Source organism: Pseudomonas sp. SCA2728.1_7 (assembly GCF_018138145.1).
Taxonomy (GTDB): domain Bacteria; phylum Pseudomonadota; class Gammaproteobacteria; order Pseudomonadales; family Pseudomonadaceae; genus Aquipseudomonas; species Aquipseudomonas koreensis_A.
Window position 1 is genome coordinate 5544241 of record NZ_CP073104.1, and the last position, 26997, is coordinate 5571237.

Genomic DNA, 26997 nt, shown 5'->3' on the forward strand with positions numbered 1-26997 from the left:
TCGCGAGCAGGCTCGCTCCCACAGTTAAATGGGTTTACAGGCCGATATCCCATTCGGGGTTTTCCGGGAACCTGAGCACCAGAAAATCCAGCATGCTGCGCAGCGCCGCCGGCATGTGTTTGCGCGAGGCGTACACCGCGTAGATGCTCATCTGCCGCGGTTCGGCATGGGGCAGCAGTCGAACCAGTTCACCGCTGTGAATATGCACCCCGGCCTGATACGTCGGCAACATCGCCACCCCGGCACCGGCCAGTGTTGCGCGCAATAATGTGCTGGCCTCGTTGGCGCTGATATTGCCCTGCACCGGCACCGAAACCGGTTCGCCATCCTCCTCGAAATGCCACAGGCTCTTGCCGAAATAGGAGTGCGTCAGGCAGTTATGCCGACTCAATTCCTCAACCCGTAACGGCGCCGCTTGCTCTTGCAGATAAGCCGGCGCGGCACACACCACCGAACGACAAACGGTCAGACGCCGGGCGATCAGGTTGGGGTCGAGATCGTTACTGGTGCGAATTGCCAGATCGATCCGTTCATCCACCAGATTCACCGTGCGGTCGAGCATTTGCATATCGATGCTGACACCGGGATAGCGCTTGACGTAAGCAGCCATCGCATCGGCCAGTTGCGCCTGCCCGAACGAGGTGCTGACGCTGATCCGCAGCAAGCCGCGCGGGGCGTCGTGGGGTTCGCTGACGGCGGCCTGCATGTCCGTCGACAGTTCGATCATCTGTCGGCAACGCGGCAGGATTTCACTGCCGGCGGCGGTCAGGCTCAACTTGCGCGTGGTGCGGTGCATCAGCCGCGCGCCGACCCAGTCTTCCAGCTCCGCCAGATAACGTGAAACCACCGGCCGCGAAAGGTCCAGATGATCAGCCGCAGCCGACTGACTGCCCAGATCCACCACGGTGACAAACACCCGCATTGCTTGGAGACGATCCATGATTTGCCCGCTTTCAGAAACAAACTATGTTCAAGCATCGCATTTTTTGTACTGAGTCAGGCAACTAAGCTCTGTCCCATCGCCAAACACGGCATTCGGACACCGGAGCAACAGATGATCGGCTTCACCACACTCAAACGCGTTCTGCTCGCCACCGCATCCCTGGGTTTTGCCGCGCATGCAGCGGCAGCCAACCTGACCCTCGACGTCTACAACCCGGGGACAAAGGCGATTTTCCCGGTGACCTCGGTGCTGGTCAGCGGCGAGAAAGACGCAATCCTCGTCGATGCGCAATTCGGCAAGTCCCAGGCTGAACACGTCGTGGAAAAGATCCGCGCCAGCGGCAAACACCTGACCACTATCTACATCAGCCATGGTGACCCGGATTACTACTTCGGCCTTGATACCCTGACCCAGGCCTTTCCTGACGCCAAGGTGCTGGCTTCGCAACCGACCGTTGATCACATCAACAAAACCGTCGCCGGCAAACTGGCTTTCTGGGGGCCGAAAATGGGCGCCGACGTTCCGGCGAAAACCATCGTACCGGGCGTGCTCAAGGGCGACAGCCTGATGCTCGAAGGGCAGAAATTGCAGGTCATCGGCCTCGACGGCAAACAACCGGATCGCAGTTTTGTGTGGATCCCGTCGCTCAAAGCCGTGGTCGGTGGTGTGGTTGTCGCCGAAAACATCCACGTATGGATGGCCGATACCCAGACCGCGCAATCCCACGCCGACTGGCTGGAAACGTTGCACTCTATTGAAACCCTGAAACCGAACACCGTGGTGCCGGGTCACTACTTGGGTGACAGCAGCCGTTCGCTGGCCAGCGTGAAATTCACCGCCGACTACATTAAGGCTTTTGACGTGGAAACCGCCAAGGCCAAAGATTCCGCCGCACTGATCGCCGCGATGAAAAAGCGTTACCCAAAACTGGGCGAAGAAAGCTCGCTGGAGCTGAGCGCGAAAGTCGCCAAGGGCGAAATGCAGTGGTAAGCCGATTCTGAAAAACGCAGCACTCTCAAGCCAACTGGAGAATGTCATGAGCAAGATCGCAATCATTGGTGCCACCGGCCGCGCCGGTAGCCAACTGCTGGAAGAAGCCCTGCGTCGCGGCCATAGCGTTACTGCTATCGCCCGCGACACCTCGAAGATCGGCGCGCGTGCCGGTGTGGTCAGCAAGAATGTCGATGTGCTGGATTCGGCCGCGTTGCAGGACGCGGTGGCCGGTCACGATGTGGTGATCACCGCTGCGCACTTCGCTACCGTTCCTGCGAGCGCTATTGTTGGGCCAGTGAAGCACGCCGGTGTGCAGCGTTTGCTGGTGGTCGGCGGTGCCGGTTCGCTGTTGCTGCCGGACGATACGCGAGTGATCGACAGTGCGGGTTTCCCGGCGGAGTACAAAGCTGAAGCCAGTGCCGGTGCGGCGTTTCTTGAGGCGTTGCGTCTGGAGAAAGAACTGGACTGGACCTTTCTGTCGCCGTCGGCAGAGTTTGTCGAAGGGGAGCGCACGGGGAGTTTCCGTGTCGGCCAGGATCATTTGCTGGTGAGTGCCGAAGGGCGTAGCTGGATTACTTTTGCCGATTACGCGATTGCGTTGATCAACGAAGTGGAAACGCCGAAGCATTCGCGTCAGCGGTTTACTGTCGGGTATTGATATACAGCTTTACCCTCACCCCAGCCCTCTCCCGGAGGGAGAGGGAGCCGACCGAGGTGTCTGGCGTTGTACATCGACCTGAAAATTCCAGTCGATTATGGATTCAAAGCCAATCGTTCAGGTCGCTGAACCTCTTCAATATCCCCGGTCAGTCCCCTCTCCCTTGGGAGAGGGAGCCGACCGAGGTGTCTGGCGCTGTACATCGACCTGAAAAGTCCAGTCGATTATGGATTCAAAGCCAATCGTTCAGGTCGCTGAACCTCTTCAATATCCCCCGGTCAGTCCCCTCTCCCTCTGGGAGAGGGTTAGGGTGAGGGAAAAAAGCCTCACCGCAAATGCGCCTGCTCAACCAACCAGATCATCAATTCCTCAAGCTGCGGCGAAGCCTCAATCCCCGGCGGCAAAACTACGTAATACGCCAGCCCCGTCTTCACCTTCAACTCGAACGGCATCACCAGCCGCCCCGCGCGCAAGTCATCACCAATCAACGACCAATCGCCGATCGCCACCCCCGTTCCGTGCGACGCCATCGACATCGCCTGATCCAGCGTTTCGAAATGCTGGCCGCTGCCGATGTTGTTCAGCCGCAGCTCAGCCGCGTTCAGCCACACCGACCAATCCTGAATATCGTGAGTGGGGTGCAGCAACAGATGCTGTTGTAGATCCGCCGGCGTATACAGAGCCGGTGAGCCCTTGAGCAACAGCGGCGAACACACCGGCGTCAGTTGCTCGTCGAACAGGTGCAGCGCGCCCGGCGAGTTGTCTGGCGGCGGGCCGTAGATCACCGCGGCATCAAATTGCTCGCGCTGAAAGTCCACGCCGTGTTGCAGCGAGGCGGTGAGTTTTACCGGCACGTCCGGGCGTTCTTTCTGCCATTGCAGCAAGCGCGGCAGCAGCCAGCGCATCACGCAGCTCGGCGCTTTGAGTTGCAGGGTTTCGCGCTGCAGGCCGATTTGCTCGGTGGCTTCGCTGATCAGGCCGAAGACTTTTTCCACACGGGGTAGCCATTCACGTCCTTCGGCGGTCAGCGCCAGGCCACGGGCCAGGCGGATGAACAGCGGATAACCGAGATGCGCCTCCAGCCCGGCGATCTGCCGGCTCACCGCGCCCTGGGTGATGTGCAACTGCTCGGCGGCCCGGGTGAAGTTGCAGCACTGCGCGGTGATCAGAAACGTATGCAGGGCGGGGAGGGGAGGCAGGCGTTTCATGGGGATCCAAGGTATGACGTGAGGACATGGCTAGTATGACTTTTAATCGATTGTTGCCGCTACCTGCCGACCGTTCCAATGAAGCCATTCCACGGACCCTGTGGGAGCGAGCCTGCTCGCGAAAGCGGTTTCATATTCAACAAAGATGTTGGCTGATCCGACGCTTTCGCGAGCAGGCTCGCTCCCACATTGGTTCGGTGTCTTCAGCGAACAAGAAGGGCAATCGACATGGCGACGTGTGGCGAAGTACTGGTCAAGTTACTCGAGGATTATGGGGTCGAGCAGGTATTCAGCATTCCCGGCGTGCACACCGTGGAGTTGTATCGCGGGCTGGCCCGTTCGAGCATCAACCACGTCACCCCACGGCATGAGCAGGGCGCCGGTTTCATGGCTGACGGCTACGCGCGCACCAGTGGCAAACCGGGCGTGTGCTTCATCATTACCGGGCCGGGCATGACCAACATCACCACGGCGATGGGCCAGGCTTACGCCGACTCGATCCCGATGCTGGTGATCTCCAGCGTGCAATCGCGCAGTCAGTTGGGCGGTGGGCGCGGCAAGCTGCATGAATTGCCGAATCAGAGCGCACTGGTCGCAGGTGTTGCGGCGTTCTCGCATACCTTGATGTCCGCCGCTGAATTGCCGGTAGTGCTGGCACGTGCTTTTGCCTTGTTTCAGGCCGGTCGCCCACGTCCGGTACACATCGAAATTCCGTTGGACGTGCTGGTCGAAAACGCCGATGAATTGCTCGCCAGCGTACCGGTCAATATCGACCGCGCCGGCGCTGCGCCAGCGGCCGTCAAACGCATGAGCGAGCTGCTGGCTGAAGCCAGACGTCCGCTGATTCTGGCTGGCGGCGGTGCCATCGACGCAGCGCCAGAGCTGACCAGACTTGCCGAGTTGCTCGACGCTCCGGTGGCGCTGACGATCAATGCCAAAGGCATGCTGCCGGGCAACCATCCGCTGCTGATCGGCTCGACCCAGACGCTGGTTGCCACCCGCGCGCTGGTCGCCGATGCCGATGTAGTACTGGCGATCGGCACCGAACTGGCCGAAACCGATTACGACGTGACCTTCGCCGGTGGTTTCGAGATTCCCGGCAAACTGTTGCGCATCGATATCGACGCCGATCAGACCGTGCGCAACTACCCGCCGCACCTGGCACTGGTGGCCGATGCGCGCAACGCCGCGCAGGCCTTGCTGGATGCGCTGTCGCCGGAAAAACTCGGCGAGCGCAGCAGCGATTGGGGCCAGGCCCGCGCCGGCAAACTGCGCGCTGAACTGGCGGCAAGCTGGGATGCACCGACCCTCGCGCAAACCCGTTTCCTCGACACCGTACTTGATGAGCTGCCCAACGCCGTGTTCGTCGGCGACTCGACGCAACCGGTGTACACCGGCAACCTGACGTTCAACCCGGATCACCCGCGCCGCTGGTTCAATGCCTCGACCGGCTACGGCACGCTCGGCTACGCCTTGCCGGCAGCGATTGGCGCCTGGCTCGGCGGTCAAACCGACCAAGGTGCGCGGCCACCGGTGGTGTGCCTGATCGGCGACGGCGGCCTGCAATTCACCCTGCCGGAACTGGCCAGCGCCGTCGAAGCGCGGGTGCCGGTGATCGTCCTGCTGTGGAATAACCAGGGCTACGAAGAGATCAAGAAGTACATGGTCAACCGCGCCATCGAGCCGGTCGGCGTCGACATCTACACCCCGGATTTTGTCGCTGTAGCCAAGGGCCTCGGCTGCGCGGCTGAAGCTATCAGCAGCATCGAACAACTGCGCAGCGCGTTGCGTAGTGCAAGCGATCGTCAGGGCCCGACCCTGATTGAAATCGACCAGACCCAGTGGATGCAGGCGGTGGCGCAATGATCAGTTTCCCGACCACACTCGACGGCCTCTACATCAACGGCCAATGGTCGGCCGGCCGCGAACACCTGCGGGTGATCAACCCGGCCACCGAAGCGCTGCTGACCACGGTCAATGGCGGTGACGAACACGCGGTCGATCAAGCCGTTGCGGCCGCTAGCGAAGCCTTCAAGAGCTGGTCGCAAACCAGCGGTGCCGAGCGCGGCGCAATCCTGCGCAACATCGCCAATGGCGTGCGTAACGGACGCGATCATTTGATGAGTCTGCAATCGAGCAACAACGGCAAACCGCAGTTCGAAGCGGCCATCGACGTCGACGATGTGATCGCCACGTTCGAGTATTACGCCGAACTCGCCGAAGGCCTCGACGCCCAACAGGACAGCAACGTGCCGCTGCCCAGCGATGATTTCAGCGCACGTCTGCGCCGCGAACCGTGCGGAGTGGTCGGGCTGATCGTGCCGTGGAATTTCCCCATGGTCACCACGGCGTGGAAGCTTGCACCGGCGTTGGCGGCGGGTTGCTGCGTGGTGCTCAAGCCGTCGGAAGTGACACCGCTGCCGGAGCTGGAGCTGGCGGCGATCATCGCGGAATCGGGTCTGCCAAACGGCGTGTTCAATCTTGTCTGCGGCACAGGACTGGCGGTCGGTGCGCCATTGTCGGCGGATCCGCGCATCGCCAAAATCTCCTTTACCGGCAGCAACGCAGTCGGCGTGCAAGTGATGCAGCGTGCGGCGGAAACGGTGAAGGGCGTCAGCCTGGAATTGGGCGGTAAATCTTCGCTGCTGGTGTTGGCGGATGCAGATCTCGATCTGGCGGTTGAGCTGGCCTGTGGCGGCGCATTTTTCAACGCCGGGCAGATGTGTTCGGCGACCAGCCGTGTGCTGGTGGCTGATAAGCTGGAAGAGGAATTCCTCCGCCGTTTGCACAAGCGTGCACAAGCGATTCGGGTTGCCGATCCGTTTGACCCGGACGTGGAAATGGGCGCGCTGGTCAATCAGGCGCAGTACCAGCGAGTGCTTGGGCACATCGACCGTGGGCTCAGCGCGGGTGCGCGATTGATCTGCGGCGGCAATCGCCCGACGGATCTGCCGCGCGGCTATTTCTTGCAGCCGACCGTGTTTACCGACGTGCCGCTGGACAGCGCGCTGTGGTGTGAAGAAATTTTCGGGCCGGTGTTGTGTGTGCGCAGTTTCGCCACTGAAGCACAGGCGATTGCCTTGGCCAATGACACGCCGTTTGGTTTGGTAGCCAGTGTGGTGACGAGCGATGCTGCTGCGGCGGACCGCGTGGCCAATGCCTTGCAGGCGGGGATGGTATGGATCAATGCACCGCAAGTGATTTTCCCGCAGGCGGCGTGGGGCGGGTACAAGCAGAGCAGTATTGGCCGCGAGCTGGGGCCTTGGGGGTTGGCGGCGTTTCAGGAGATCAAGCATGTGATCCGGGCGGTGTAAAAGCCGACCCTCACCCCAGCCCTCTCCCAGAGGGAGAGGGAGCCGACCGAAGTGTCTGGCGCTGTCCATCGACCTGAAAAATCCGGTCGATTATGGATTGGTCAAAGCACTTGGAAAGCCGACCCTCACCCCAGCCCTCTCCCGGAGGGAGAGGGAGCCGACCGAGGTGTCTGGCGCTGTCCATCGACCTGAAAAATCCAGTCGATTATGGATTGGTCAAAGCACTTGGAAAGCCGACCTTCACCCCAGCCCTCTCCCGGAGGTAGAGGGAGCCGACCGAGGTGTCTGGCGCTGTCCATCGACCTGAAAAATCCAGTCGATTATGGATTCGTCAAAGCACTTGGAAAGCCGACCCTCACCCCAGCCCTCTTCCGGAGGTAGAGGGAGCCGACCGAGGTGTCTGGCGCTGTACATCGACCTGAAAAATCCGGTCGATTATGGATTGGTCAAAGCACTTGGAAAGCCGACCCTCACCCCAGCCCTCTCCCGGAGGTAGAGGGAGCCGACCGAGGTGTCTGGCGCTGTCCATCGATCTGAAAAATCGAGTTGATTATGGATTCAAAGCCAATCGTTCAAGTCGGTGAATCTCTTCAATATCCCCCAATCAGTCCCCTCTCCCTCTGGGAGAGGGTTAGGGTGAGGGGCTTCTAGCGGTCACACCGAAAGCCGCAACCGCGCCAAATCCCGCAACGGCGGCGCACCAAACAAACGGCTGTACTCACGGCTGAACTGCGACGGACTCTCATACCCCACCCGATACCCCGCCGCCGACGCTTCCAGCCCCTCCGCCAACATCAACCGCCGCGCTTCCTGCAAGCGCAACTGCTTCTGATATTGCAACGGACTCATCGCCGTCATCGCCTTAAACCGGTGATGCAAGGTCGACACACTCAGATTCACTTCCTTGGCCAGATCATCAATGCGCAATGGCTGTTCAAAGTTGCCGTTCAACCATTTGATCGCCTGGCTGATGCGATGACTCTGACTGTTGGCAATCGCGATTTCATACAAGCGATGCCCCTGCGGACTGCGCAGCAGGCGATAAAGAATCTCCCGGCGAATCAGCGGCGCGAGCATGGCGATGTCTTTCGGCGCATCGAGCAGACGCGCCAGACGCAACACCGCATCGAGCATCGAACTGTCGATCTTCTCGACATACAAACCACGCCCGGTTGGCCGGGTTGGTACACCCATGGGACCTGCGTCGGCGATCAGTGCGGTGATTTCGGTCGGGTCGATGTCCAGGCGCACGGCGAGGATCGGATCCTCCGGCGATACGTTGACCACGCGCCCGCTCAGCGGCATCGAAACCGACACCACCAGATAATTCAGCGGATCGTAATTGAAGTACTCGTCGGCCAGCCGCACCTCTTTGCGTCCCTGCGCCATGATGCACAGCGCCGGTTGCGCGAGCACCGGGGCGAAGTCGTGGGACTGGGTGTGGCGCGACATGAACAGCGAGCCGATGGCGGTCTCGTAGCTGCCATCGTCGGTGGTGTTGCGGCGAATGATCGCCGCCAGTTCCGCGCGCTGTTTTTCCATGTCAGCGCTGGGTTCGGCTTGAAAACGATTGAATGACGTCATGCACGGCATCCTCGGCAGGGGAGGTGGAATGGAGCAGAGCATATGTTTGTGCAAGCGTCAGCGGTAGACACATCCTGCGAAATGCTTGCCTGATTCTGCTTGGGCTTATGGGCATGCCCAGCCATAGCAGGACGCAGAGTGGCAAACTTGCTTGATACGCCGTATGACAACCGTGTGACGCCGTTTTACAGGTTGTTACAGGTTCTGCGTGCAGTCTCGCAGGATTGTGCAACGCGGCGGCAGGAATCGACTAACGGCGGCGGGCGTCAGGCCCTTAACCTTTGATCCTGTCGCAGCCCGTCCCCCGGCTGCCACGCGACTCCCTGGGAGGGTTGAACATGTCCAAGCAGATTCCCGTCAGTCATATGGCCTTCGTTCGAGCGCGCGCCGGGCGTTCGGCGGAACTCGGTGTGCGCCTCAGTGCGTTGATCGATCCGTCCCGCGCCGCCCCCGGTTGCCTGAGCTTTGCCTTGCAGCATTCGCAGTGTGATCCCGAGTTGTGGCTGGTCTCCGGGTTCTGGAGCAGCCAGCAAATGATGACCAACTATTTCAACAGCCCGTCGATGGAAATCTTCGCCGAGCTGGTGCAGGAACTGGTGGTCAACAGCCTCGACTTCCACACCTTCAAGGACGTGTCGGCGGCACAAGCCCTCGGCCAATGCCCGGCGCCGGTACACAAACTCGTCGGTTGAGGGTTTAATGTCCGGCTTAATTTGTCTGAGCCGGGATGTGTGACATGGCACGTAAAGAGTTCGAACACTTCGAAGCAGTTTCCGCAGTCGTCCCCGTCGAGTTGGGCGGCAACAAGGGCTATCACGCGGCAATCGCGGTCAAGGCCCTAGTCGATGGCGGCGCACCACGCTTTCACAAACTGCTGAATGACCAGATCTTCCCCGGCGCCATTGCCGCCGATGAAGCGGCGATCAATGAGCTGGATAACCTCAAGGGCGTCACTGACGACGCCGAATTGATCTGGTAACGCGTTACTTGTTGGCACCCGGACGCCACATCTTGAACAGGGCCTCAGGCCCCAGCTGGAAATAATCCGCCGGCCCGCCGCCGCGCAGAATCGGTTCTGCCGCGGCGGTGTCGTAGATGCCGTCCTTCAACAGCCACTTGGCAATGTGAACGGCGACCACTTCGCCGAGGACCAGCCAGCTCGGCACCGTCTCGCCATCGGCACGCTGCAACTGAATGATCTGCGTGACCTTGCATTCGAAGGACACCGGACTTTCGGCGACCCGTGGCACCGAAATCACTTTTGACGCGACCGTCGTCAATCCCGCCAATTCGAATTCATTGACCTCAGGCGCGACCATCGCGCAGCTCTGGTTCATCTGTTCGGCCAGCGGGCGGGTGGCGAGGTTCCAGACGAATTCGCCGGTCTGCTCGATATTGTTCAGGCTGTCTTTGCGCCCGACACTGGAAAAACCAATGATCGGCGGAATGTAGTTGAAGGCGTTGAAGAAACTGTACGGCGCCAGGTTCAAGCGGCCGTCGGCATCCTGCGAAGAAATCCAACCGATCGGGCGCGGACCGACGATGGCGTTGAACGGATCGTGGGGCAGACCGTGGCCGTTGGCGGGTTCGTAGAAGTGGATGTCATCGGGCATGGTGGGTGAATTCCTGAGGCTGAGTTTCGGATGCAGCCATAGTGCAAGGACGCCCCGCATATTTCCAGCCAGACGCAAAACCCCGTGTAGGAGTGAGCCTGCTCGCGATAGCGGTGTGTCAGTTGATAGATGTTTGACTGACCCACCGCTATCGCGAGCAGGCTCACTCCTACAAGGGATTTGTGTGGAGTTCAGAGATTGTCATGCCCCAGAAAAGACTAAGCCCGGCCAAGGCCGGGCTGTGGGACGACTGCTGATACTTAGCTGATGGCAGCGGCAGTACCGGTTTTGTCGAAGCCGTCAGCAGCGACCGTTTTACCCAGGTTGGTCTTGTCGAAACCATCGGCAGCCACAGCTTTACCAATGTTGGTTTTATCAAAACCGTCAGCAGCATAGGTGCCCGAGTGGCTGGTTTCGATCGCGGCGCTGGCGCCGTTGATGAAATCGGCGGATTTGGTTTTGTCCGAGCCGTCGGCAGCGAAGGTGTTGGCGGCCAGTACGGAGAGGGTGAGGGCGAGGATCAGTTTGGTTTTCATGTCGGTTACTCCAGATTCGTTGGCGGGTGTGTCTTGCTTGGGTTTAATGCTACGCCAACTAAATTGATTAAAAAGCGCAAATTAATGCTAAAAACAATCGATTAACTAGATATTAAGGGCGGCGCAGAATTTTCGCTTTCGTCGTCGGTGCGAGCGTCGCGCAGGTCATCGATCAGGTGATTGCACAATGAACGGGCAGCATTAATTAGCGATTAATCGCTGTTTTTGCGCGTGTGACAGTTTTTTCATACTTTGCCGACCGCATTTTCACTGCCGCAACGCCAGTCTGCCCACGGCCAGAAAACCAAGAACCGGCCGTCACACACTGGAGCGTTGCTTGCGATGAATAAACTTCCTCAAATCACCCTGGCCTTCTGGGTCATGAAAATCTGCGCGACGACCCTGGGGGAAACCGCGGGCGATTTGCTGTCGATGACCCTTAACGTCGGTTACGCCATGAGCTCGCTGATTCTGATCAGCGTGTTTGTCCTGACGCTGATCACGCAGTTGATGGCCAAGACGTACAAACCATTGCTGTACTGGCTGGTGATCCTGTCGACCAGTACCGCCGGCACGACCATGTCGGACTTCATGGATCGCACCCTCGGACTGGGTTACGCCACCGGCTCGATGATCCTTATCGCGATCCTGCTGGCGATCTTTGCCGCGTGGCGTCTGAGCGGTGACTCGCTCAACGTCAGCAAGGTGCAGACCTTCCGCGGCGAGATGTTCTACTGGATGGCGATTCTGTTTTCCAACACCCTCGGCACCGCGCTGGGCGACTACCTTGCCGACGATTCAGGGCTGGGTTTTGCCGGTGGCGCGCTGCTGATCGGCTCGACCATCGCGGCGGTCGTGCTGCTGAAGTACTTCACGAAGATTTCCACGGTGGTGTTGTTCTGGGTGGCGTTCGTGCTGACCCGGCCGTTTGGCGCGACGTTGGGCGACTTGATGACCAAGCCCCATGAGAAGGGTGGGCTGGACTTCGGCACCATCGGTTCTTCTGCGGTGCTGGCGGGGATTCTGCTGGTGATGATTGTCGGGGCTTCGTATGCGCAGAAGCGGTATGGCAGACAGGGGGCGGCTGCCGAAATGTCCTGATTGATCCGAAGTCGAGTTGAGGCATTCGCGAGCAGGCTCGCTCCCACAGGGGATTTATGTCGATCACAGAACCAATGTGGGAGCGAGCCTGCTCGCGAAGAGTCCATCACAGCCACCATTGCAGTGGCTGTGAAATCCCGATCAGTCGGTGACGATACGAGAATGCTTCTGGGTGTCCTTCATGGTGATGTACACCAGCAATGACACCGCGATGCACGCCGTCACATACCAGTAGTAGCCGGTTTCCATGCCGATGCTCTTGAACCACAGCGCGATGTATTCAGCGGTGCCACCGAAGATCGACACGGTCAGTGCGTACGGCAGCCCAACGCCCAGCGCGCGGATTTCAGTCGGGAACAACTCGGCTTTCACCACCGCGTTGATCGAGGTGTAGCCGCTGACGATGATCAGCGCCGCCATGATCAGGAAGAACGCACCCCACCAGGTCTGAATGGTGTGCAGGGTCATCAGGATCGGCACGGTGAAGATCGTCCCCAGCACGCCGAAGGCGATCAGGATCGGACGACGGCCGATCTTGTCCGACAGGCCGCCGATGATCGGCTGCAGGCACATGAACAGGAACAGTGTGGCGGCAGAAATGGTGGTCGAGTCGGAGATGCTCATGCCGACGGTGTTCACCAGGTATTTCTGCATGTAGGTGGTGTAGGTGTAGAACGCCAGGGTGCCGCCCATGGTCAGGCCGACCACGGTCAACAGCTCTTTGGGGTGGCGCATCAAGGTGCGCATGGCGCTTTCCTTGGACTTTTCTTTCTTGGTGAACGACTCGGTTTCTTCCATGCCGCGACGCAGGTACAGCGCCACGACTGCACACAGCGCGCCGATGGCGAACGGAATACGCCAGCCCCACGCGTACAGCTGTTCAGTGGTCAGCACGTTCTGCAGCACGATCAGCACGCCCAGCGCGATGAGCTGGCCGGAGATCAGGGTCACGTACTGGAAGCTGGAGAAGAAGCCGCGACGTTCCTTGGTCGCCATCTCCGACAGATAGGTCGCCGAGGTGCCGTATTCGCCACCGACCGACAGGCCTTGCAGCAGTCGCGCGAACACCAGCAGGATCGGCGCGCCGATGCCGATGGTTTCGTAGTTCGGGCTGAGGGCGATCAGCAGCGAGCCGAAGCACATCAGGTAGACCGAGGCCATCAGGGCTTTTTTACGGCCGACCTTGTCGGCATACATGCCCATCAGCCAGCCACCGATCGGACGCATCAGAAAGCCCACGGCGAAAATCGCGGCGGTGTTCATCAGTTGGGCGGTGGTGGAACCGGCAGGGAAGAAGGTTTTCGCGAAGTACAGGGAGAAGGCGGCATACACATACCAGTCGTACCATTCGACCATGTTGCCGACGGAACCGCTGAAGATCGATTTGATCCGGCTGGCGGTGGTTCTTTCTTTGGCGGGCACGGCAGCCGACCCAAGTGGCAGGGCGTTGGAGTTATCCATTGAAGGATCCTTCGTTTAATTGTTTTTGTGGAGCGCGTTGGAACGCAGCCTGCGAGGGCTATAGCAGGAGGTGTGCCAACGGGGGGAGCGCCGGTTTAGAGGGGGTGGCGGGATTGGGTGAGCGGGATATCGCCGAAGAATCTGGGTTGATGAGCGGATTTCCGCTTATTGGGGCGAAGATCAAAAGCCCCTCACCCTAACCCTCTCCCGGGGGGAGAGGGGACTGACTGCAGGTGTTTATTCAAGATTCACCGACCTGCAATTTCGGCGTCGAACTCAGGTTTGAAAAGCATGAAGATCGGCTCCCTTCCCCCTCGCCCCCCTGGGGGAGAGGGCTGGGGTGAGGGGGAAAAGATCTCAGCTACACAGAAAATCCCAAGCCCGACTTACTCGCTCAAAAACATCTCCCGACTCAACCCATGCCGCTGCAGCTTTTCATTGAACGTGCGGCGCGGCAGTTGCAGTTCTTCGAGCACCGCTTTCACATCGCCCTTGTGCCGGGTCAGCGCTGCACGCAAACACTGCGCCTCAAACGCCTCCTGTTGCGCCGCCAGCGATTGCCCCGGATCGATCCCCGGCGCAGGCTCATCCAGCCCCAACACCTGGCGTTCGGCAACGTTGGCCAGTTCGCGCACGTTGCCCGGCCAGTCGTGGCTGAGCAGATGACTCAATTGCGCACCACTCAAAGGTGGAAAGGTGCGCCCCAGGCGTTCAGCGGCATTGTGGGCAAAGGTTTCGAATAGCAACGGAATGTCTTCGCGACGATCGCGCAACGGCGGCAAACGCAGCTCGGCGACGTTGAGGCGATAGGCCAGATCCTCGCGAAAACGTCCGGCCCGAGCCTCGTCGAGCAGATCCGGTTTGGTCGCCGCGACAATCCGCAGGTCGACGCGAATGCTCTGGTTCGAACCCAACCGTTCAAGCTTCTGCTCCTGCAACACCCGCAGCAGTTTGACCTGTTGGGCCAGTGGCATGCTTTCGATTTCATCGAGAAACAAAGTGCCGCCGTCTGCGTATTCCAGTTTGCCGATGCGCTTGCCCGAGGCGCCGGTAAACGCGCCGCTCTCGTGACCGAACAACTCGGCCTCGAACAGCTGCTCAGGGATCGCCGCACAGTTCAGCGCCACGAACGGCTTGGCCGCGCGCGGGCCGAAATCATGCAGGCAACGCGCGACCAGTTCCTTGCCGCTGCCAGTCTCGCCACGGATCAATACGTTGACCGGCAACGCCGCCAGATCCAGCACTTGCCGACGCAACGTCTGCAAACCACGGGACACGCCAAGCAACGTCGCATCGAGTTTCGCGCGGTTGTCAGCCTGTTCGTGCAGGGCACGGTTTTCCAGAATCAGCCGGCGTTTGTCCAGCGCCCGGCGCAAGCTGCCGAGCAGGGTTTCCGGGCTGAACGGTTTTTCCAGAAAGTCGTAGGCACCGTCGCGCATCGCCTCGACGGCCATCGGTACATCGCCATGGCCGGTGAGCAGAATCACCGGCAGATCAGCGTCGCGTTTCTGCACCTCGGCCAATAACGCCAGGCCGCCCATGCCGGGCATGCGCACGTCACTGAGGATCACCCCGGCAAAGTGCGCGGGCAGGGCGGCGAGGCAATCTTCGGCGCGGCTGAACAACTGCACCGCGAACCCCGACAGGCTCAGCCACTGCTCGACGGCGCTGCGAATGCTGCTTTCGTCATCGACCACCATTACCGAATTGAGCATCAGATGTGTGCCTCCAGATCGATCGGCAAAGTCAGGCTGAACACCGCGCCGCTGTCGCCATTTTCGGCACTCAGACGGCCGCCGGATTCATGCACGATAGCGAAGGATACCGCCAACCCCAGGCCCAGACCGTCGCCCACCGGTTTGGTGGTGAAGAACGGATCAAAGACCTGGCCCAAATGGTCTTCGGCGATGCCGCCGCCATTGTCACTGACGCTCAGCCGCCACAGTTGTTCATCGGCTTCCAGACGGATTTCCAGACGCTTGCAGGCTTTGCCCTGCATCGCATCGAGGGCGTTGCGCAGCAGGTTGATCAGTACCTGTTCGAGACGAATCGCATCGCCGCGCACCCACGCCGGACGTGTCAGGTGCAGCACCAGACTGACCTGTTCATCGCGCAGCCGTGCATCGAGCAACTGCAACGACTGATCGACCACCGTCGCCAGATCCAGTCGTTCGCGCAAGCCGCTGGGACTTTTGCGCGCGAAGGTCTTGAGGTGGCCGGTGAGGGCGGCCATGCGCGTGAGCATGTCGTCCACCGGTTTCAAGGCTTTATAGGCATCGTCGACACGGCCATGGTCGAGCAGCAGGCGCAGAGTCGCCAGTTGCATGCGCTGAGCGGTCAGCGGCTGATTGATTTCGTGGGCCAGCGCGGCGGACATCTGGCCGAGCGCGGCGAGTTTGGCCGATTGCACCAGGCCGTCCTGCGCGGTACGCAAGTCGCGGGTGCGTTCTTCCACCAACTGTTCCAGTTCCTCACGGTTGCGCTGGCGGATTCTCGACAGGCGCCAGCGCTGGTTGAGAAACAGCAACAGAAACACCAGCGCCAGCCACACCCCGGCGGCGGCGAGGCCGGCGTTGCGCAGGTCTTCGAAGGCCACTTGCGGATGGCGCAGCAGGTGCAGGGTCCAGCCTTCGGCGCTCAGTGGCAGCGATTCCCATAGATAATCCGCTGTGCCCTCAGGGCCTTCGACGCGGCGCAGATCACTGTTGTCATCGAAGCTGCGCAGCGACAAATGGGTCAAAGGCTGCAGCGACTGTTTGTCGTACTGGCGCGTGGCTTTGATCTCGGCCATGTCGCTGGCGCTCAACGCACGCAGCGCGCGGTAACGCCAGCCGGGCTGGTTGGCGATGAAGATGATCCCGCGCGCATCGCTGACCAGCAGCGTGTCATTGCCCTGACTCCATTCGCGTTCCAGCTCGGGGAATTCCAGCTTGACCACCATTGCGCCAAGGAACTCGTCGTTATCGCCGAGCACCGCGCTGGAGAGGAAGTAGCCGGGAATCCCGCTGGTCACGCCCACCGCGTAAAAACGCCCGGTGCCTTGGGTGCGGGTCTGGCTGAAATAGGGACGAAAGCCGTAATTGTGGCCGACGTAACTGCTCGGCAGACGCCAGTTGCTCGCCGCCACGGCAAGCCCGGTGTGATCGAGCAGTTCAAGGGTCGAGGATTGCGCCGCGCCGTTGATCTTTTCCAGTTTCAGGTTCAGCGCTGACTGCTCTTCGGCATCGACCGTCCCGGCCAGCGCCGAGCGCAATTGCGGGTCCAGCGCCAGCACGGCGGGCAGGGCGCGGTAGCGGTCGATCAGGGTGTGCAGGGAATTGGCGTACAACGCCAGTTGCTGGTTGGCGCGGGCGGCGTCTTCCTCCAGCGCCTGACGTTCGGCGTGGCGGATCGCAAGTGTGGCGGCAAGCGCCGCGCCGGTGATGATCAGCAGGGTATACAACGACAGACGCAAGGTACGGGAAGTCGGCAGCATGCTGGGCTAACGGATGGCAGTCGGGCGGGCACGATAGCATGTCGGCAGGCGGGAACATTGTCCCCGCTCAGAAAGCCGCCCATTTACGCGGCGGCGTGGTGAGCAGTTCTATGCTTTTGCACCGTTAACGCCAGACCGTGGAGCATGTCGGTGATTCGGGCTGTTTCCTGGTCTAGATCGTTGAGGTCGACGCCGTTCATGCTGGTTCTGCCAAGTGCGTGAGCATACTCATGGACCGAGTCGTTACTCGCCTCGATAGCCTGTGCAAGTCCGAGAATTTTCCCCTCGAACTCAAACATTTTTTCGCTGGATTTTCCAGAGATGGCCTTGGCCGCTTCATTGACAATTTCCGGCAAACTCCATAACGCCGCGGCTCCGCTAGCGATGGCGCCGGCCGCTGCGGGAGGTAGTGAATTGAGAGTTCCCTTCACACCCGTCGCCGTTAGTTGAGCGCCTGCCTCCTTCACCAACTTGAGTCCGGATTTTTTGTCGCGAGGAATCATGCCCTGGAGTTTGGCGTTTAAATACTCAAGCGGCTGCATTTGTTTGTGTTGGGCTTTCTCGATAATAGTGTCCGCTGACACTTTGGAGGTTTTCAAATTGACCGACGCGCTCAGTCCGCTTCTTTCAGCCGCGTAGTCGATGAGCGCGCTGACCCCGATTTTTGCGGCGTAGCCCATCCCTGCGCCTATCACGTTGCCGACACCGGGTGCCGCGGCGCCTAGAGCCTGAGCACCGACACCGATCGTTAGACCGACGCCATAACTGAGGGCTTTGCTTGCGACCAATACCAGCGTTCTGCGTGTTGTCGCCAAGGCAATGTCGCTGCCTGAACCCATTCTGTCGAGTTGCTTGGCGGCATCGCTGGCGCGGCGCTGGGTAATCCCCAGAATTTCAATGTGCTGCATCATCTGATCATTCATTTGGCGGGCCATACGCTTTTCTGCAAGGCGTTGCGCATTTTTGGCAAAGCTCTTGTTTTGCGAAGCAATGATGCGATCCACTCCGGCATTCATATCGTCCAAAGTAGGCCACTTGGATTCACCGTTGACGTCGACATGGCCAATCGGATCGTTGCCGACGAAGGCGTAAAGATTCAGCCCATCCACGTCGCCTGCCGGGTCCGCGCTGACCCAGCGTTGCAGCCATGGTGCGTAATACCGTGCGCCGTAGTAATACAAACCGCTGACGTCCATTTCCTTGCCCGAATAGCGGATGAATCTGTAGCTGACTTCAGTCCCCGAGGGCGCGCTCATCCACGCCGTGGCGCCGAAGGGGTAATAACCTTCCTCGCTGACCCTTCGCGCCTGCTGATCCAGTTCGATCACGCAGGAGCCGAGGTGATCCTGGAGGCTGTAGCGCAGTTGATCGTTGTCGATGTCATCGGGTTTTTTCGCCAGCCAGTGCAGGCAGCGCGCATTTCCGAGGCTGATGATGTGCAGTTCTTCGCCGTTGTCGCGGGTGCGGATTTCCAGCCCCGGAAGGTAGCGCACCTGCTGGAAATGTTCGGTGGTGGCAGTGAAGGTTTCGTAGCGTTTGAACACACGCATGCCCCGACTGTACCCGTAACCCTCGGCATCATTGCGCCCGTTTGTGCGGGGTAGCAGGGTCACCTTCAACAGTTGGTCGCGGGCATTCCAACTCATGGATTGGCCTGGCTGTAGCGCCTGCTGGTTTCCGTGTGTATCGAACAACTTGTCGAAATCCGGCTCCGCATCGCCTTGTTTCCAGCGCACACCACGATTGCTCTGTGGGTCGATGCGCATCTGCTGGGTGAAGTTATTGCCGGCTCGCACGTGACAAAGTTTTGTCAGGTTGCCGCTTCTGTCGTATTGGTAAGTCTGGGTGTAATTGAGGCGATTGTTCGGGTCGCCCGGTTGCGGCAGGCCAGGTATGTCGGGCGGTGGGGCGTCGTCGTAACCGGTGGCGCTGGTCAGCCGATAGAGCGAGTCGTAGGTGAAATCGCGGTGGCCATCGATCAGTTGGTTGGCGAAGTGGCGCGGCTGAAAAGCGTGGTCCTTGATGCGGGTGATATTGCCGACGCGGTCGTAGAAATATTCGAGGTTTTGCAGGACTGTGTAAGCGTCCTTGTGGCTCGACTGGGTGTGCAAACGACCGTCCGCCGGGTCATATGTCCACTGACTGAGGACGCGATTGCCGGCCAGTTGTTCGATGATCTGGTCGTTGGCGTTGTACTGCGCGTCCTGCAACACCTCTTGCCAGTCAGGCGTGCCGCTGATCAGCAGTTCAGTTTTTTTGAGGTGCCCGGCCAGGCCGTAGCGCGAGCGTCGTTGATGGCCGCCGGCGTCGGTCTGCTCCAGCAGCGCACCGAGCGGGCTGAACACCTGTGCGCTGGTGAACGCTTCACCGTCCTGGAAGGTGCGGGTTTCGCACAGCGGCGGGCCGGTCAGGGAAAAACTGTCCGTCAACAGCGAACCGGCACGGTCTTTTTGCTCCAGCAACTGCCCGCGTTGGTTGAACTGCGCCTTCGCCGAGGCGCCGGCGTAAATGAAAACATCCACATCGGGTTCACCATTTTCCTCGACCGCTACCACCCGCAGTTGCTGATCGAAGTTCATGTGCCAATGGCTACCGCGCTGGTCCCAGCGCTGCAAAGGCTCACCGGCCAGTCCCGGGAGGGTCAAGCGCCAGCCGGCGTCAACGCTGTCGATTTTCAACGGCTGGCCATTTAGTGAAGAGACGGTGGCGAGGTTGGGGCGAGCCTTTGCGCCAAAAAGACGCGCATCCCATTTTTCAATCTCCGCGCCTATCACGTTGTAGTACTGGCGAGTAATGAGCGGTTCAATAGCAGCGTCGGCAGCTTTGCGCAGGTAGGCTATTTGTCTGAAAGCCAAGCCTCTGCCATCCCAGGCCACGACCTCTGGCGTACGATTCAAAGCGCGAGTGATCATCATCCTTTCGCCGCGCTTTTCTGTTGCAGGTGTGCCGACACTCTTGGCAGTAACTCGAGCGCACGATTCATCTTGCCCAGCACGACGGTTTCCGCCTGCGCAAGGCGATAGCGGGTGCCCTGCGCCGTTGCAATGTGTTCCCGGCCGAGACCTTCCAGCTCTTCCAGAGCCAAGTCAGACAGTGCCATGCGGGAAGTGAGGTAAGCGGCAGCCGATTCGATCCCTTGCTCTACCAGATCCAGATCATGCTGCCCCAGCGAATCATTGAATGCCTCGGTCACTTCGGCACTCAAGCGGAAGAACGCCAGAAATTTTTCCAGATGAGTGCCACCCGTCAGTACATCAGCCGCTCCGATACCCCCTACGATTAATGATTCCTTGTTTCCGTCTGTAGTGCGCGGGTCATATTTTGAGACGAAAGACTTGATTTTCGCTTTCCAGCCTTTGGATTTGGCTTCTTCAGTCAGGTTGCCGATGTCGTAATCTGCGCTATCGGGCAAAAGTTTGTAACCAAAGGCATTGTCTTCGCCGAGTTTGTCAATCTCGGCGCCTGTCACGTCAGCGGCGATTGCCGCGGTGGCTACTCCGATAGCTAACCCCGTGACCGGGTTGATGGTGGCCAACGTTCCGACGACGGTAGCTGCGGTAAACACCGTACCCGCTGTGATGGCAGAGGCTAGAACGTTGAGCAACGTCAGGACAGCCCGCTTTCCGCTGGAGCGGTAGATATCCTTGGTAGAGTTCAAGTGGCTGAGTTGATAGATCGATGTGTCCAGTCTTCGCGTGGCAGTAGCCAGCAAATCTTCATAGTCACTCACGATTGTCAATAATTCGGAAGATGTTCGCTGTTGCCCTTGAGCATCGAAATAACTGAGTGGATTGTTCCCGACAAACCCATACAGATTCAGCCCATCCACGGCCCCCGCCGGGTCCGCACTGACCCAGCGCTGCAACCACGGCGCGTAATACCGTGCACCGTAGTAATACAACCCGCTGACATCCATTTCCTTGCCTGAATAACGGATGAATTTGTAGCGCACTTCCACTTCGTGTCGTGCCGCCAGCCACGCGGTTCCGCCGAAGGGGTAATAACCTTCCTTGCTGGTTATGTCGGCCTGTTGATCGAGCTCCATCACGCAGGAGCCGAGGTGGTCTTTCTGGCTGTAGCGCATTTGATTGTTTTCGATGCTGCCGGGACGCCCGGTGATCCAGTGCAGGCACCGCGCATTGCCGAGGCTGATGACGTGCAGTTCTTCGCCGTCGTCCTTGGTGCGGATTTCCAGGCCGGGCAGGTAACGTACCTGATGAAAGTGGCGGGTGGTGCCGGTAAACCATTCATGGCATTTGAAGACTCGCTGGCCCTGGCTGTAACGGTAATGCTCGGCGTCACTGTTGCTGTTTTTCCGGATGACCAGAGGCACGCTTTCCAGCTCGTCGCGCGCGTTCCACTGCAATCTCGGACCTGGCTTCAGAGTCTGTTGATTGCCGTGAGGATCAAACAACGTGTCGAAATCCGGCGGTGCGTCGCCGGATTTCCAGAGCACGCCGCGGTTGCTGTTCGGGTCGATACACATCTGACGGGTGAAGGTATTACCGTCTCGTACATGACACAGTTCGGTCAGGTTGTCGCCGTCGTCGTATTTATAGCTCTGGGTGTAATTGAGGCGGTTTTTCGGGTCGGTCGGTGTCGGCCAGCCGGGAATGTCCGAAGGCGCAGCGTCGTCGTAGCCGGTGGCGCGGATCAACCGGTACAGTGAGTCGTAGCTGAAATCGCGGTGACCGTCGATCCGTTGATTGGCAAACCAGACGGGTTCAAAGGTGCGGTCTTCGACGCGGACAACATTGCCCATCCGGTCGTAAAAATACACAAAACTCTGCAGTAATTTTTCGTCTGCCTGGCTGCACTGGGAGTGCAGGCGTCCGTCGGCGGGATCGTAGGTCCATTGGTTGAGCACACCGTTGCCGGCCCGTTGCTCGACGATCTGATCATTGGCGTTGTACTGCGCATCCAGCAACACCGGTTGTAGTTGTGTGCCCTTGATCCACAGATCCACCTGTTTGAGTTGCCCGGCGAGGCTGTAACGTGACCGTCGACAATGTTCGCCGGCATCGGTCTGCTCCAGCACGACGCCGAGCGGACTGAACACATGCTTGCTGGTGTACGCTGCGCCATCATGGAACGTACGGGTTTCCTCCAGTGGCTGGCCGGTGAAGGCATAGCAGCGGATGTCCAGTGAACCTGAGGGATCGACCTGCTGGATCAGTTTGCCGCGCCGGTTGTGGGTTGCGCTCTCGGCCCCCTCGGCATAGGCGAAGGTATCGAGCTGATTCTGACCGTTGCCCGAGAGCTCCGTCGCCACCACGCGCAGTTGGCTGTCAAAGGTCGAGCGCCAGTGATGGCCGCGCTCGTCCCAACGTTGCAGCGGCTCGCCGGCGAGGCCGGCGAGCACATGGCGCCTGCCGCTATCGACGCTGTCGGTGAGCACCGCCGCGCCGTCCAGCGTGTAAACGGTTGTGGCGTTCGCTATGGGCAAGCGAGGATCGTGTTGCGCCACCAGACGGCCGGCCACATCGTGTTGTTGGCGTGTCACGAGTGCTCCAGGGGGCTCGCCAGCCACCGTGCGCAGGTAGGCGACCTGACGAATCGGCAGGCCACGGCCGTCGATCACCGCCAGCGAGGGCGTGCGCGAATGCACACTGGCGTTCATTGTTTCGGCACCTTGGAAGGCGGCGCTTCTTCGGCGGTGTCGTTGAAATCGTAGGAGGCGCGATACCAGGGATGGTAAGTCTCTCGGGAAAAGTAGCCTTTGGCGTTGAGCACTTTAACCACGCGACCCAATGGGTCATAAAACAGCTGATCGTACAGTCCGAGTTTGTGCAGTGATCGATCGTTGATGTAGCAATGCCTGTTGGCAAAAAACGGCCGGTACTGGCGCGTCGGCAACCCCTTGTTGTTGTACTCGACGCGTTCGCTGATGCGCCAGCGTGGATTGGCAGGCGACTGACCTTTATCTATGAGCAGCGAGCAGTCTGTCGGGTCTACCTCGTACGCCTCGCCCGGATCGACCAGTTGTTGGGTTTGCAATGACCGGCCAAAACCGTCGACACAGGCCTTGACTATCTGGAACTGTTGCTTGATTACGTCGCCGGGGTAGCGATCGGCTCTAAGGCTCACCGTGTACACCGGCTCGCGCCAGACTTCTTTTATCGCCGCAAACAATGCAAGTTCATCAGCCGTCAGGTCTTTACCGTGGGTCAGCCGACGGCGGGCGCTGGCGCGAATATGCCCGCTGGGTAACAGAAGCCTCTGGTCTATCCATTTTGAGTACAACGCCGCACCGGGCGGAATCTGTCCCATCCAGCTGAACAGGTCTTTATGCAGCGTACTCGCCGCACGTTGCACGGCGCCCTCCGGATTGGCGATGGCTTTTTCAGGATGGGGATCCGGCAGAGGGATATATTCGCTCAGTGGGCAGAAGCCGACGGCCGCCCCCCTTTCGCTGCCGTAAAAACTGAACCTCATGGGTTGCCCGGAGGCGTCGTAATGCACTTCCTCGACGTTTTCATTGGCGTCGGTGATTTCCCGGGGAAGTAGATGGTGATCATCGTAGCGGGTTTGCGTCACACAACCGTCGGGCAGTTCAACGCGGATAATCCTCAGTGCGAAGGGATCATAGTCAGCGCTGGTCCAACCGTGGCTGAGTGTTTCGCGATAACGTCGCACGTGATGGAAATGCTCGCTATCGTGGTATTCGACATCATTGAAGTACGCAGACCACAAGTCCTGATGTGTGCTGCCCCGCGGGATTATCCCGAACAGAAACGGCATTGAGTTGTAACCGATTTTTTTCAGTTCGGCCCGCACGTCAAAATCCTTGCCGGGCAGGCTGTAGGCGTCCAGTGCGGTTTTGTCCAGCAGCGCCACTTCCACCCGGCCTGACAAGGCTTCGAAACCGGCTTCACCATCATTGAGTGGCTTACCGTCTGTGCCCACATAACGCTGCACGGATTGTGTTATCAGTACGTGCAGGTCGAGCCAGGTTTTCGAATCCTGATGTTTCGTAAAGTTCTCGTAGGACACCTGCGCCGGATTCAGCCCGGCAGGCAGCGTGCCTTTGGGCAACACCAGCGCATTTTCACGTTGTTGGTAGGGCAGGCCCAGGCGCCATTTTTGTCGATCAGTGTCCAGATCAATGAATCGGGCACGCGACTCCCTCAAATAGAACGATTGCTGTGCATCGTCGTGGGCGTCGCGCCAAAAAGCGTTTTCATCTTCATCGGCGAAGGGCGCGGGGCTGTCGGCCGTCAGCCTGCGGGCGTAACTCACGTCGAACCCACGGATCAATGATCCGTAGGCGTCCCGCAGCAGGTTGATGCTGTGCCGACAAAGCGGATCATTGGCGAAACCGTCGTATTGATACTCGATTTCCTCTGCCAGCATCGGCAGTAAAACCGCGGCGGCATACCGATCCTGGGGCCGTACTTCGCGCACCAGATAACGCCGCTCTACGACCAGGTAAGGCATGGTGAGGCGCGGTGTGTCGGCGTACGTCTCGCTGCGCAGAACCGAGCCGACCAAGGCCCGCGCAATCTGGTATTTGCTTTCGGCGTCGAGCGTGGTTTTGACGATTTTATCGACGCCCTTTTTGCGCTCATAACGGGTGAACAAGGTTTTGCCCAACGCGACAGCCTGCGCATCTCTTTTGAAATAGGTCAGGCGGGAGAGATTCAGCGCGCGGCCCGTGTGGTACCAGGTCAGTACTCGTACCGGCTGGCTAAAGCCTGGATCCGGATTGATCGTGGCCGCTTCGCTGTCGGTCTGCTGCACATGACCAAAACCGCGGAATTCGCGCTCCCTGGAATCGTAATACCCCTCCTGCCAGGTAAAAACCCGGGTCAAGCAGTTACCGGTGATCTCATCGAGTTGCTGCTGTTGCTTGACCACCGACACCGCAAATGGCAAACGGCACACTGGCAGGCGCCGGCGTTTGAGCAAGGCGCGTTTTTCATCCAGCCATTCCTGTGCCGAACTGCGATAGGTCACACGGGTGCTGCAACCCATGTTGTTATTGCTGGCGATCAGTTGATAGGGTTTGGCCGAGACGAAGTCGTAGCGCCAATGCTGCGGCTGCATGTGCGTCACGGTCAGGATCAGCGTGGCGCAACCCAGCCCCTGCAGGTCGGCGAAGATAACGTGGCACAACGAGTCGTACCGCACGCCTGTCGGCCAAGGGACAATCACGGGCGTTTGTATGAAACCGTTACCCGCGCAGTTCAGATAGATCTCGAAAACATCGGATTTCAGATAAATCAGCGCCGGTGCGCCGGAGCCGTCAATGTCGGCAAGGCGCACACGCAACGAATCGAACTCTCCATAGTTGAACGGCAACTCGCTGATCTTGCGACCTCTGCCGAATTTGCCATGACCCAGACTTGGCCAATAATCGACCCGGTCATGGCGAATGCGGCACAACCCGGGAATATCACTGCCGGTCAGATTGCCCAGCATGACCAGTTCACTGCGTGAATTGCTGAACACTGGCAAGGGGTCGTCGTGGTCATGAGTAACGTTCTCAGCCGGCGCGAAGCCTTTCTCACGCAGATTCTGGTAGTAGCGAACGTAGTCTCTGGCGATGATCGCCAATGAAAGCAAACTATCGCCGGCGAAGTCGCCGACGACTGCCTGCGAGGAGAAAAACTCCTTCGGCCAGGCGTCGATGGGAAAAAATTCAGAGAGGCCACGCTGTTCGGTCAGTTCACGAAAACCACTGAAGCCCGGTTGTGCGGTGACCCATTGCAAGTGTCCGCTACCGATCTGGTCGGTGAGCATTTGCAGCACGGCGCTATTACGGTTGGCGACAGGGATCTTCTCCAGCAACTGCCATTGCTCATAATCGACCTGGTCGGTGTTGGGCTTCGCGCGCTTGGGTTCTCGGTAATACCAGGCCTGGTCGTAACGGCAGAGCAAACCCGGCAGGCCTTCGCCCCACAGATCGATACAGCTGTAGAAACGGCCGTCCTCAATGCCATTTTGCTGGTCGGATTCGAGAAAGCGCTGCGGGACTTTATTGATGCGGAACGCCGAGTACTCGAACTCCACTGGCGCTGAGTTTTCGGCGCTACCGTCGGCATTGAACCCTTGATAGTGCGCCGCGCGGATCAGGCTGTAGGGCTGCTCATTTGACAGTGGCCCATATTCCAGCAGCAATCGGCGAACGAGTTTGGCGCTGTCGACCGCACCGTCAGGAAAGAGATGAAACATCAGCACCTGGTGGCACCGTCTGCGGGTGCCCAGTTCAAAACCTTGTCCGTGGGTCAGAAAAGCGTCGTCACGCACGGGCCAGAGCTTGGTGCTGGCATATTCCGGCTTATCAGTGAGTAATGTTCCGCGCTCGCCAAAATCGAACAGCAACTGGAAATACCATCGCGCAGTGGCCGCGGGGTTATCGGAGGTCCAGCTCAATAGCTGGTTGCTTGCCACGACGTTGCCGTAGCACACCCGGCGCAGATAACGCTGGGCACGATAGTCATGAACCGGGTCAGGCTCAGCATCGTCAGCTTTGTATTCGTAGCAGATGTGCTCGCCGCGCGCGTTCATGCTTTCGCACAACAGCCAGGCGCTGACGCGAGACGCATCGTCGGGGGCGGCGAGGCGTGAAGCGCCAGTCATGCCATAGGCGCGCAATGAGCCATCAGCGCCATGCACTAGCCAGAACACCGGTTCATCGGGCTTCCCGGTCTGCCGTTGCCAGCACTCGCACAGGGCGAAATCGCTTTCGATTCGCGGCCAGTAACGCACCACTTTATGCGGGCCGATGTCCTGGCCGTTGTATGTGCTCTCCAAACGGTATTTGAGATCGCCGTTTTCATCCAGCTCGGCCATGCACACTTCGCCATTCTGATTGACGATTTCATCGTGAACGGTGTAGCGCGGCACACCCTTGTTGGTGCGGCGGCTGATCCGGCTGATGTCTATACCCCACCCCACGCCGAAGGGGCCGTTGCCGCTGTTGCTGTTGTGACGCAGGGTCAGTTGCGGATCATAGCCGCGTCCGGCAGTCGTCGGGACAGGCAGTTCGAATCCAGCCGTACCGGTCGGGCCGACGGCGCTCCAACTGTTGCCAATGGTGGCGATTGATGAGCTTTTGGCGATGGAAGGAGCAGTAATGCTCAAGTCTTGATCGGGCATAGGGAAATCC

Annotated in this window: 18 protein-coding genes; 7 read left to right on the forward strand and 11 right to left on the reverse strand. The window is 59.4% G+C overall.

Annotated features, from left to right (window positions below):
* Window positions 1-34: 34 nt before the first annotated feature.
* Window positions 35-940, reverse strand: coding sequence for a LysR family transcriptional regulator (locus KBP52_RS24855; protein ID WP_212621171.1), 906 nt, complete (start codon window positions 938-940; stop codon window positions 35-37).
* A gap of 114 nt (window positions 941-1054) precedes the next feature.
* Between KBP52_RS24855 and KBP52_RS24860 the strand changes: the two genes are divergently transcribed.
* Together KBP52_RS24860 and KBP52_RS24865 are read left to right on the forward strand one after the other, a co-directional pair.
* Complete coding sequence (locus tag KBP52_RS24860; protein WP_212621172.1) at window positions 1055-1933, forward strand: MBL fold metallo-hydrolase; 879 nt, start codon at window positions 1055-1057, stop codon at window positions 1931-1933.
* Between the two features lie 46 nt (window positions 1934-1979).
* The gene (locus KBP52_RS24865) at window positions 1980-2594 is read left to right on the forward strand and encodes an NAD(P)-dependent oxidoreductase (RefSeq protein ID WP_212621173.1); all 615 of its coding nucleotides are present in this window, start codon (window positions 1980-1982) and stop codon (window positions 2592-2594) included.
* 326 nt (window positions 2595-2920) lie between these two features.
* Here the strand turns inward: KBP52_RS24865 and KBP52_RS24870 are convergent, their stop codons facing one another.
* On the reverse strand, window positions 2921-3802 hold the full coding sequence (locus KBP52_RS24870; protein WP_212621174.1) for a LysR substrate-binding domain-containing protein: 882 nt from the start codon (window positions 3800-3802) through the stop codon (window positions 2921-2923).
* 228 nt (window positions 3803-4030) lie between these two features.
* Here KBP52_RS24870 and KBP52_RS24875 point away from each other — a divergent pair, with 228 nt between their 5' ends.
* A complete protein-coding gene (locus KBP52_RS24875) occupies window positions 4031-5668 on the forward strand; it encodes a 5-guanidino-2-oxopentanoate decarboxylase (RefSeq protein ID WP_212621175.1) in 1638 nt (545 codons plus the stop codon).
* Window positions 5668-7116 (forward strand): aldehyde dehydrogenase family protein, encoded by a 1449-nt coding sequence (locus KBP52_RS24880; protein ID WP_212623159.1) that lies wholly within the window; start codon window positions 5668-5670, stop codon window positions 7114-7116. The genes KBP52_RS24875 and KBP52_RS24880 overlap by 1 nt, the downstream gene beginning before the upstream one ends.
* A gap of 654 nt (window positions 7117-7770) precedes the next feature.
* On the opposite strand, the gene KBP52_RS24885 is transcribed toward KBP52_RS24880, so the two are convergent.
* Window positions 7771-8700, reverse strand: a complete 930-nt coding sequence (locus KBP52_RS24885; protein WP_212621176.1) for an AraC family transcriptional regulator — start codon at window positions 8698-8700, stop codon at window positions 7771-7773.
* Window positions 8701-9038: 338 nt separating this feature from the next.
* Here KBP52_RS24885 and KBP52_RS24890 point away from each other — a divergent pair, with 338 nt between their 5' ends.
* Both KBP52_RS24890 and KBP52_RS24895 read left to right on the forward strand, forming a co-directional pair.
* Window positions 9039-9392 (forward strand): antibiotic biosynthesis monooxygenase family protein, encoded by a 354-nt coding sequence (locus KBP52_RS24890; RefSeq protein WP_038366796.1) that lies wholly within the window; start codon window positions 9039-9041, stop codon window positions 9390-9392.
* Window positions 9393-9436: 44 nt separating this feature from the next.
* Complete coding sequence (locus tag KBP52_RS24895; protein WP_077574323.1) at window positions 9437-9679, forward strand: hypothetical protein; 243 nt, start codon at window positions 9437-9439, stop codon at window positions 9677-9679.
* Window positions 9680-9683: 4 nt separating this feature from the next.
* Here KBP52_RS24895 and KBP52_RS24900 read toward each other — a convergent pair whose 3' ends face one another.
* Window positions 9684-10313 (reverse strand): flavin reductase family protein, encoded by a 630-nt coding sequence (locus KBP52_RS24900; protein ID WP_212621177.1) that lies wholly within the window; start codon window positions 10311-10313, stop codon window positions 9684-9686.
* Between the two features lie 260 nt (window positions 10314-10573).
* Window positions 10574-10849: a hypothetical protein gene (locus KBP52_RS24905; protein WP_212621178.1), complete on the reverse strand. Its 276-nt coding sequence runs from the start codon at window positions 10847-10849 to the stop codon at window positions 10574-10576.
* Between the two features lie 342 nt (window positions 10850-11191).
* On the opposite strand from KBP52_RS24905, the gene KBP52_RS24910 reads away from it, so the two are divergent.
* Window positions 11192-11950, forward strand: a complete 759-nt coding sequence (locus tag KBP52_RS24910; protein WP_077574320.1) for a hypothetical protein — start codon at window positions 11192-11194, stop codon at window positions 11948-11950.
* A gap of 141 nt (window positions 11951-12091) precedes the next feature.
* Here the strand turns inward: KBP52_RS24910 and KBP52_RS24915 are convergent, their stop codons facing one another.
* The 6 genes from KBP52_RS24915 to KBP52_RS24940 form a co-directional block, all read right to left on the reverse strand.
* Window positions 12092-13411, reverse strand: coding sequence for an MFS transporter (locus KBP52_RS24915; RefSeq protein ID WP_007912608.1), 1320 nt, complete (start codon window positions 13409-13411; stop codon window positions 12092-12094).
* A 386-nt stretch (window positions 13412-13797) separates the two neighbouring features.
* Window positions 13798-15126: a sigma-54 dependent transcriptional regulator gene (locus tag KBP52_RS24920; RefSeq protein ID WP_212621179.1), complete on the reverse strand. Its 1329-nt coding sequence runs from the start codon at window positions 15124-15126 to the stop codon at window positions 13798-13800.
* The gene (locus tag KBP52_RS24925; protein ID WP_212621180.1) at window positions 15126-16886 is read right to left on the reverse strand and encodes an ATP-binding protein; all 1761 of its coding nucleotides are present in this window, start codon (window positions 16884-16886) and stop codon (window positions 15126-15128) included. Before KBP52_RS24925 ends, KBP52_RS24920 begins: the two co-directional genes overlap by 1 nt.
* 83 nt (window positions 16887-16969) lie before the next feature.
* Window positions 16970-19801 carry an RHS repeat-associated core domain-containing protein gene (locus tag KBP52_RS24930; RefSeq protein WP_249122211.1) on the reverse strand — a complete coding sequence of 944 codons (2832 nt, stop codon included), beginning with the start codon at window positions 19799-19801 and terminating at the stop codon, window positions 16970-16972.
* Window positions 19798-22506 carry an RHS repeat-associated core domain-containing protein gene (locus KBP52_RS24935; protein WP_212621181.1) on the reverse strand — a complete coding sequence of 903 codons (2709 nt, stop codon included), beginning with the start codon at window positions 22504-22506 and terminating at the stop codon, window positions 19798-19800. Before KBP52_RS24935 ends, KBP52_RS24930 begins: the two co-directional genes overlap by 4 nt.
* Window positions 22503-26987, reverse strand: a complete 4485-nt coding sequence (locus KBP52_RS24940; RefSeq protein WP_212621182.1) for a SpvB/TcaC N-terminal domain-containing protein — start codon at window positions 26985-26987, stop codon at window positions 22503-22505. The genes KBP52_RS24935 and KBP52_RS24940 overlap by 4 nt, the downstream gene beginning before the upstream one ends.
* Window positions 26988-26997 lie beyond the last annotated feature (10 nt).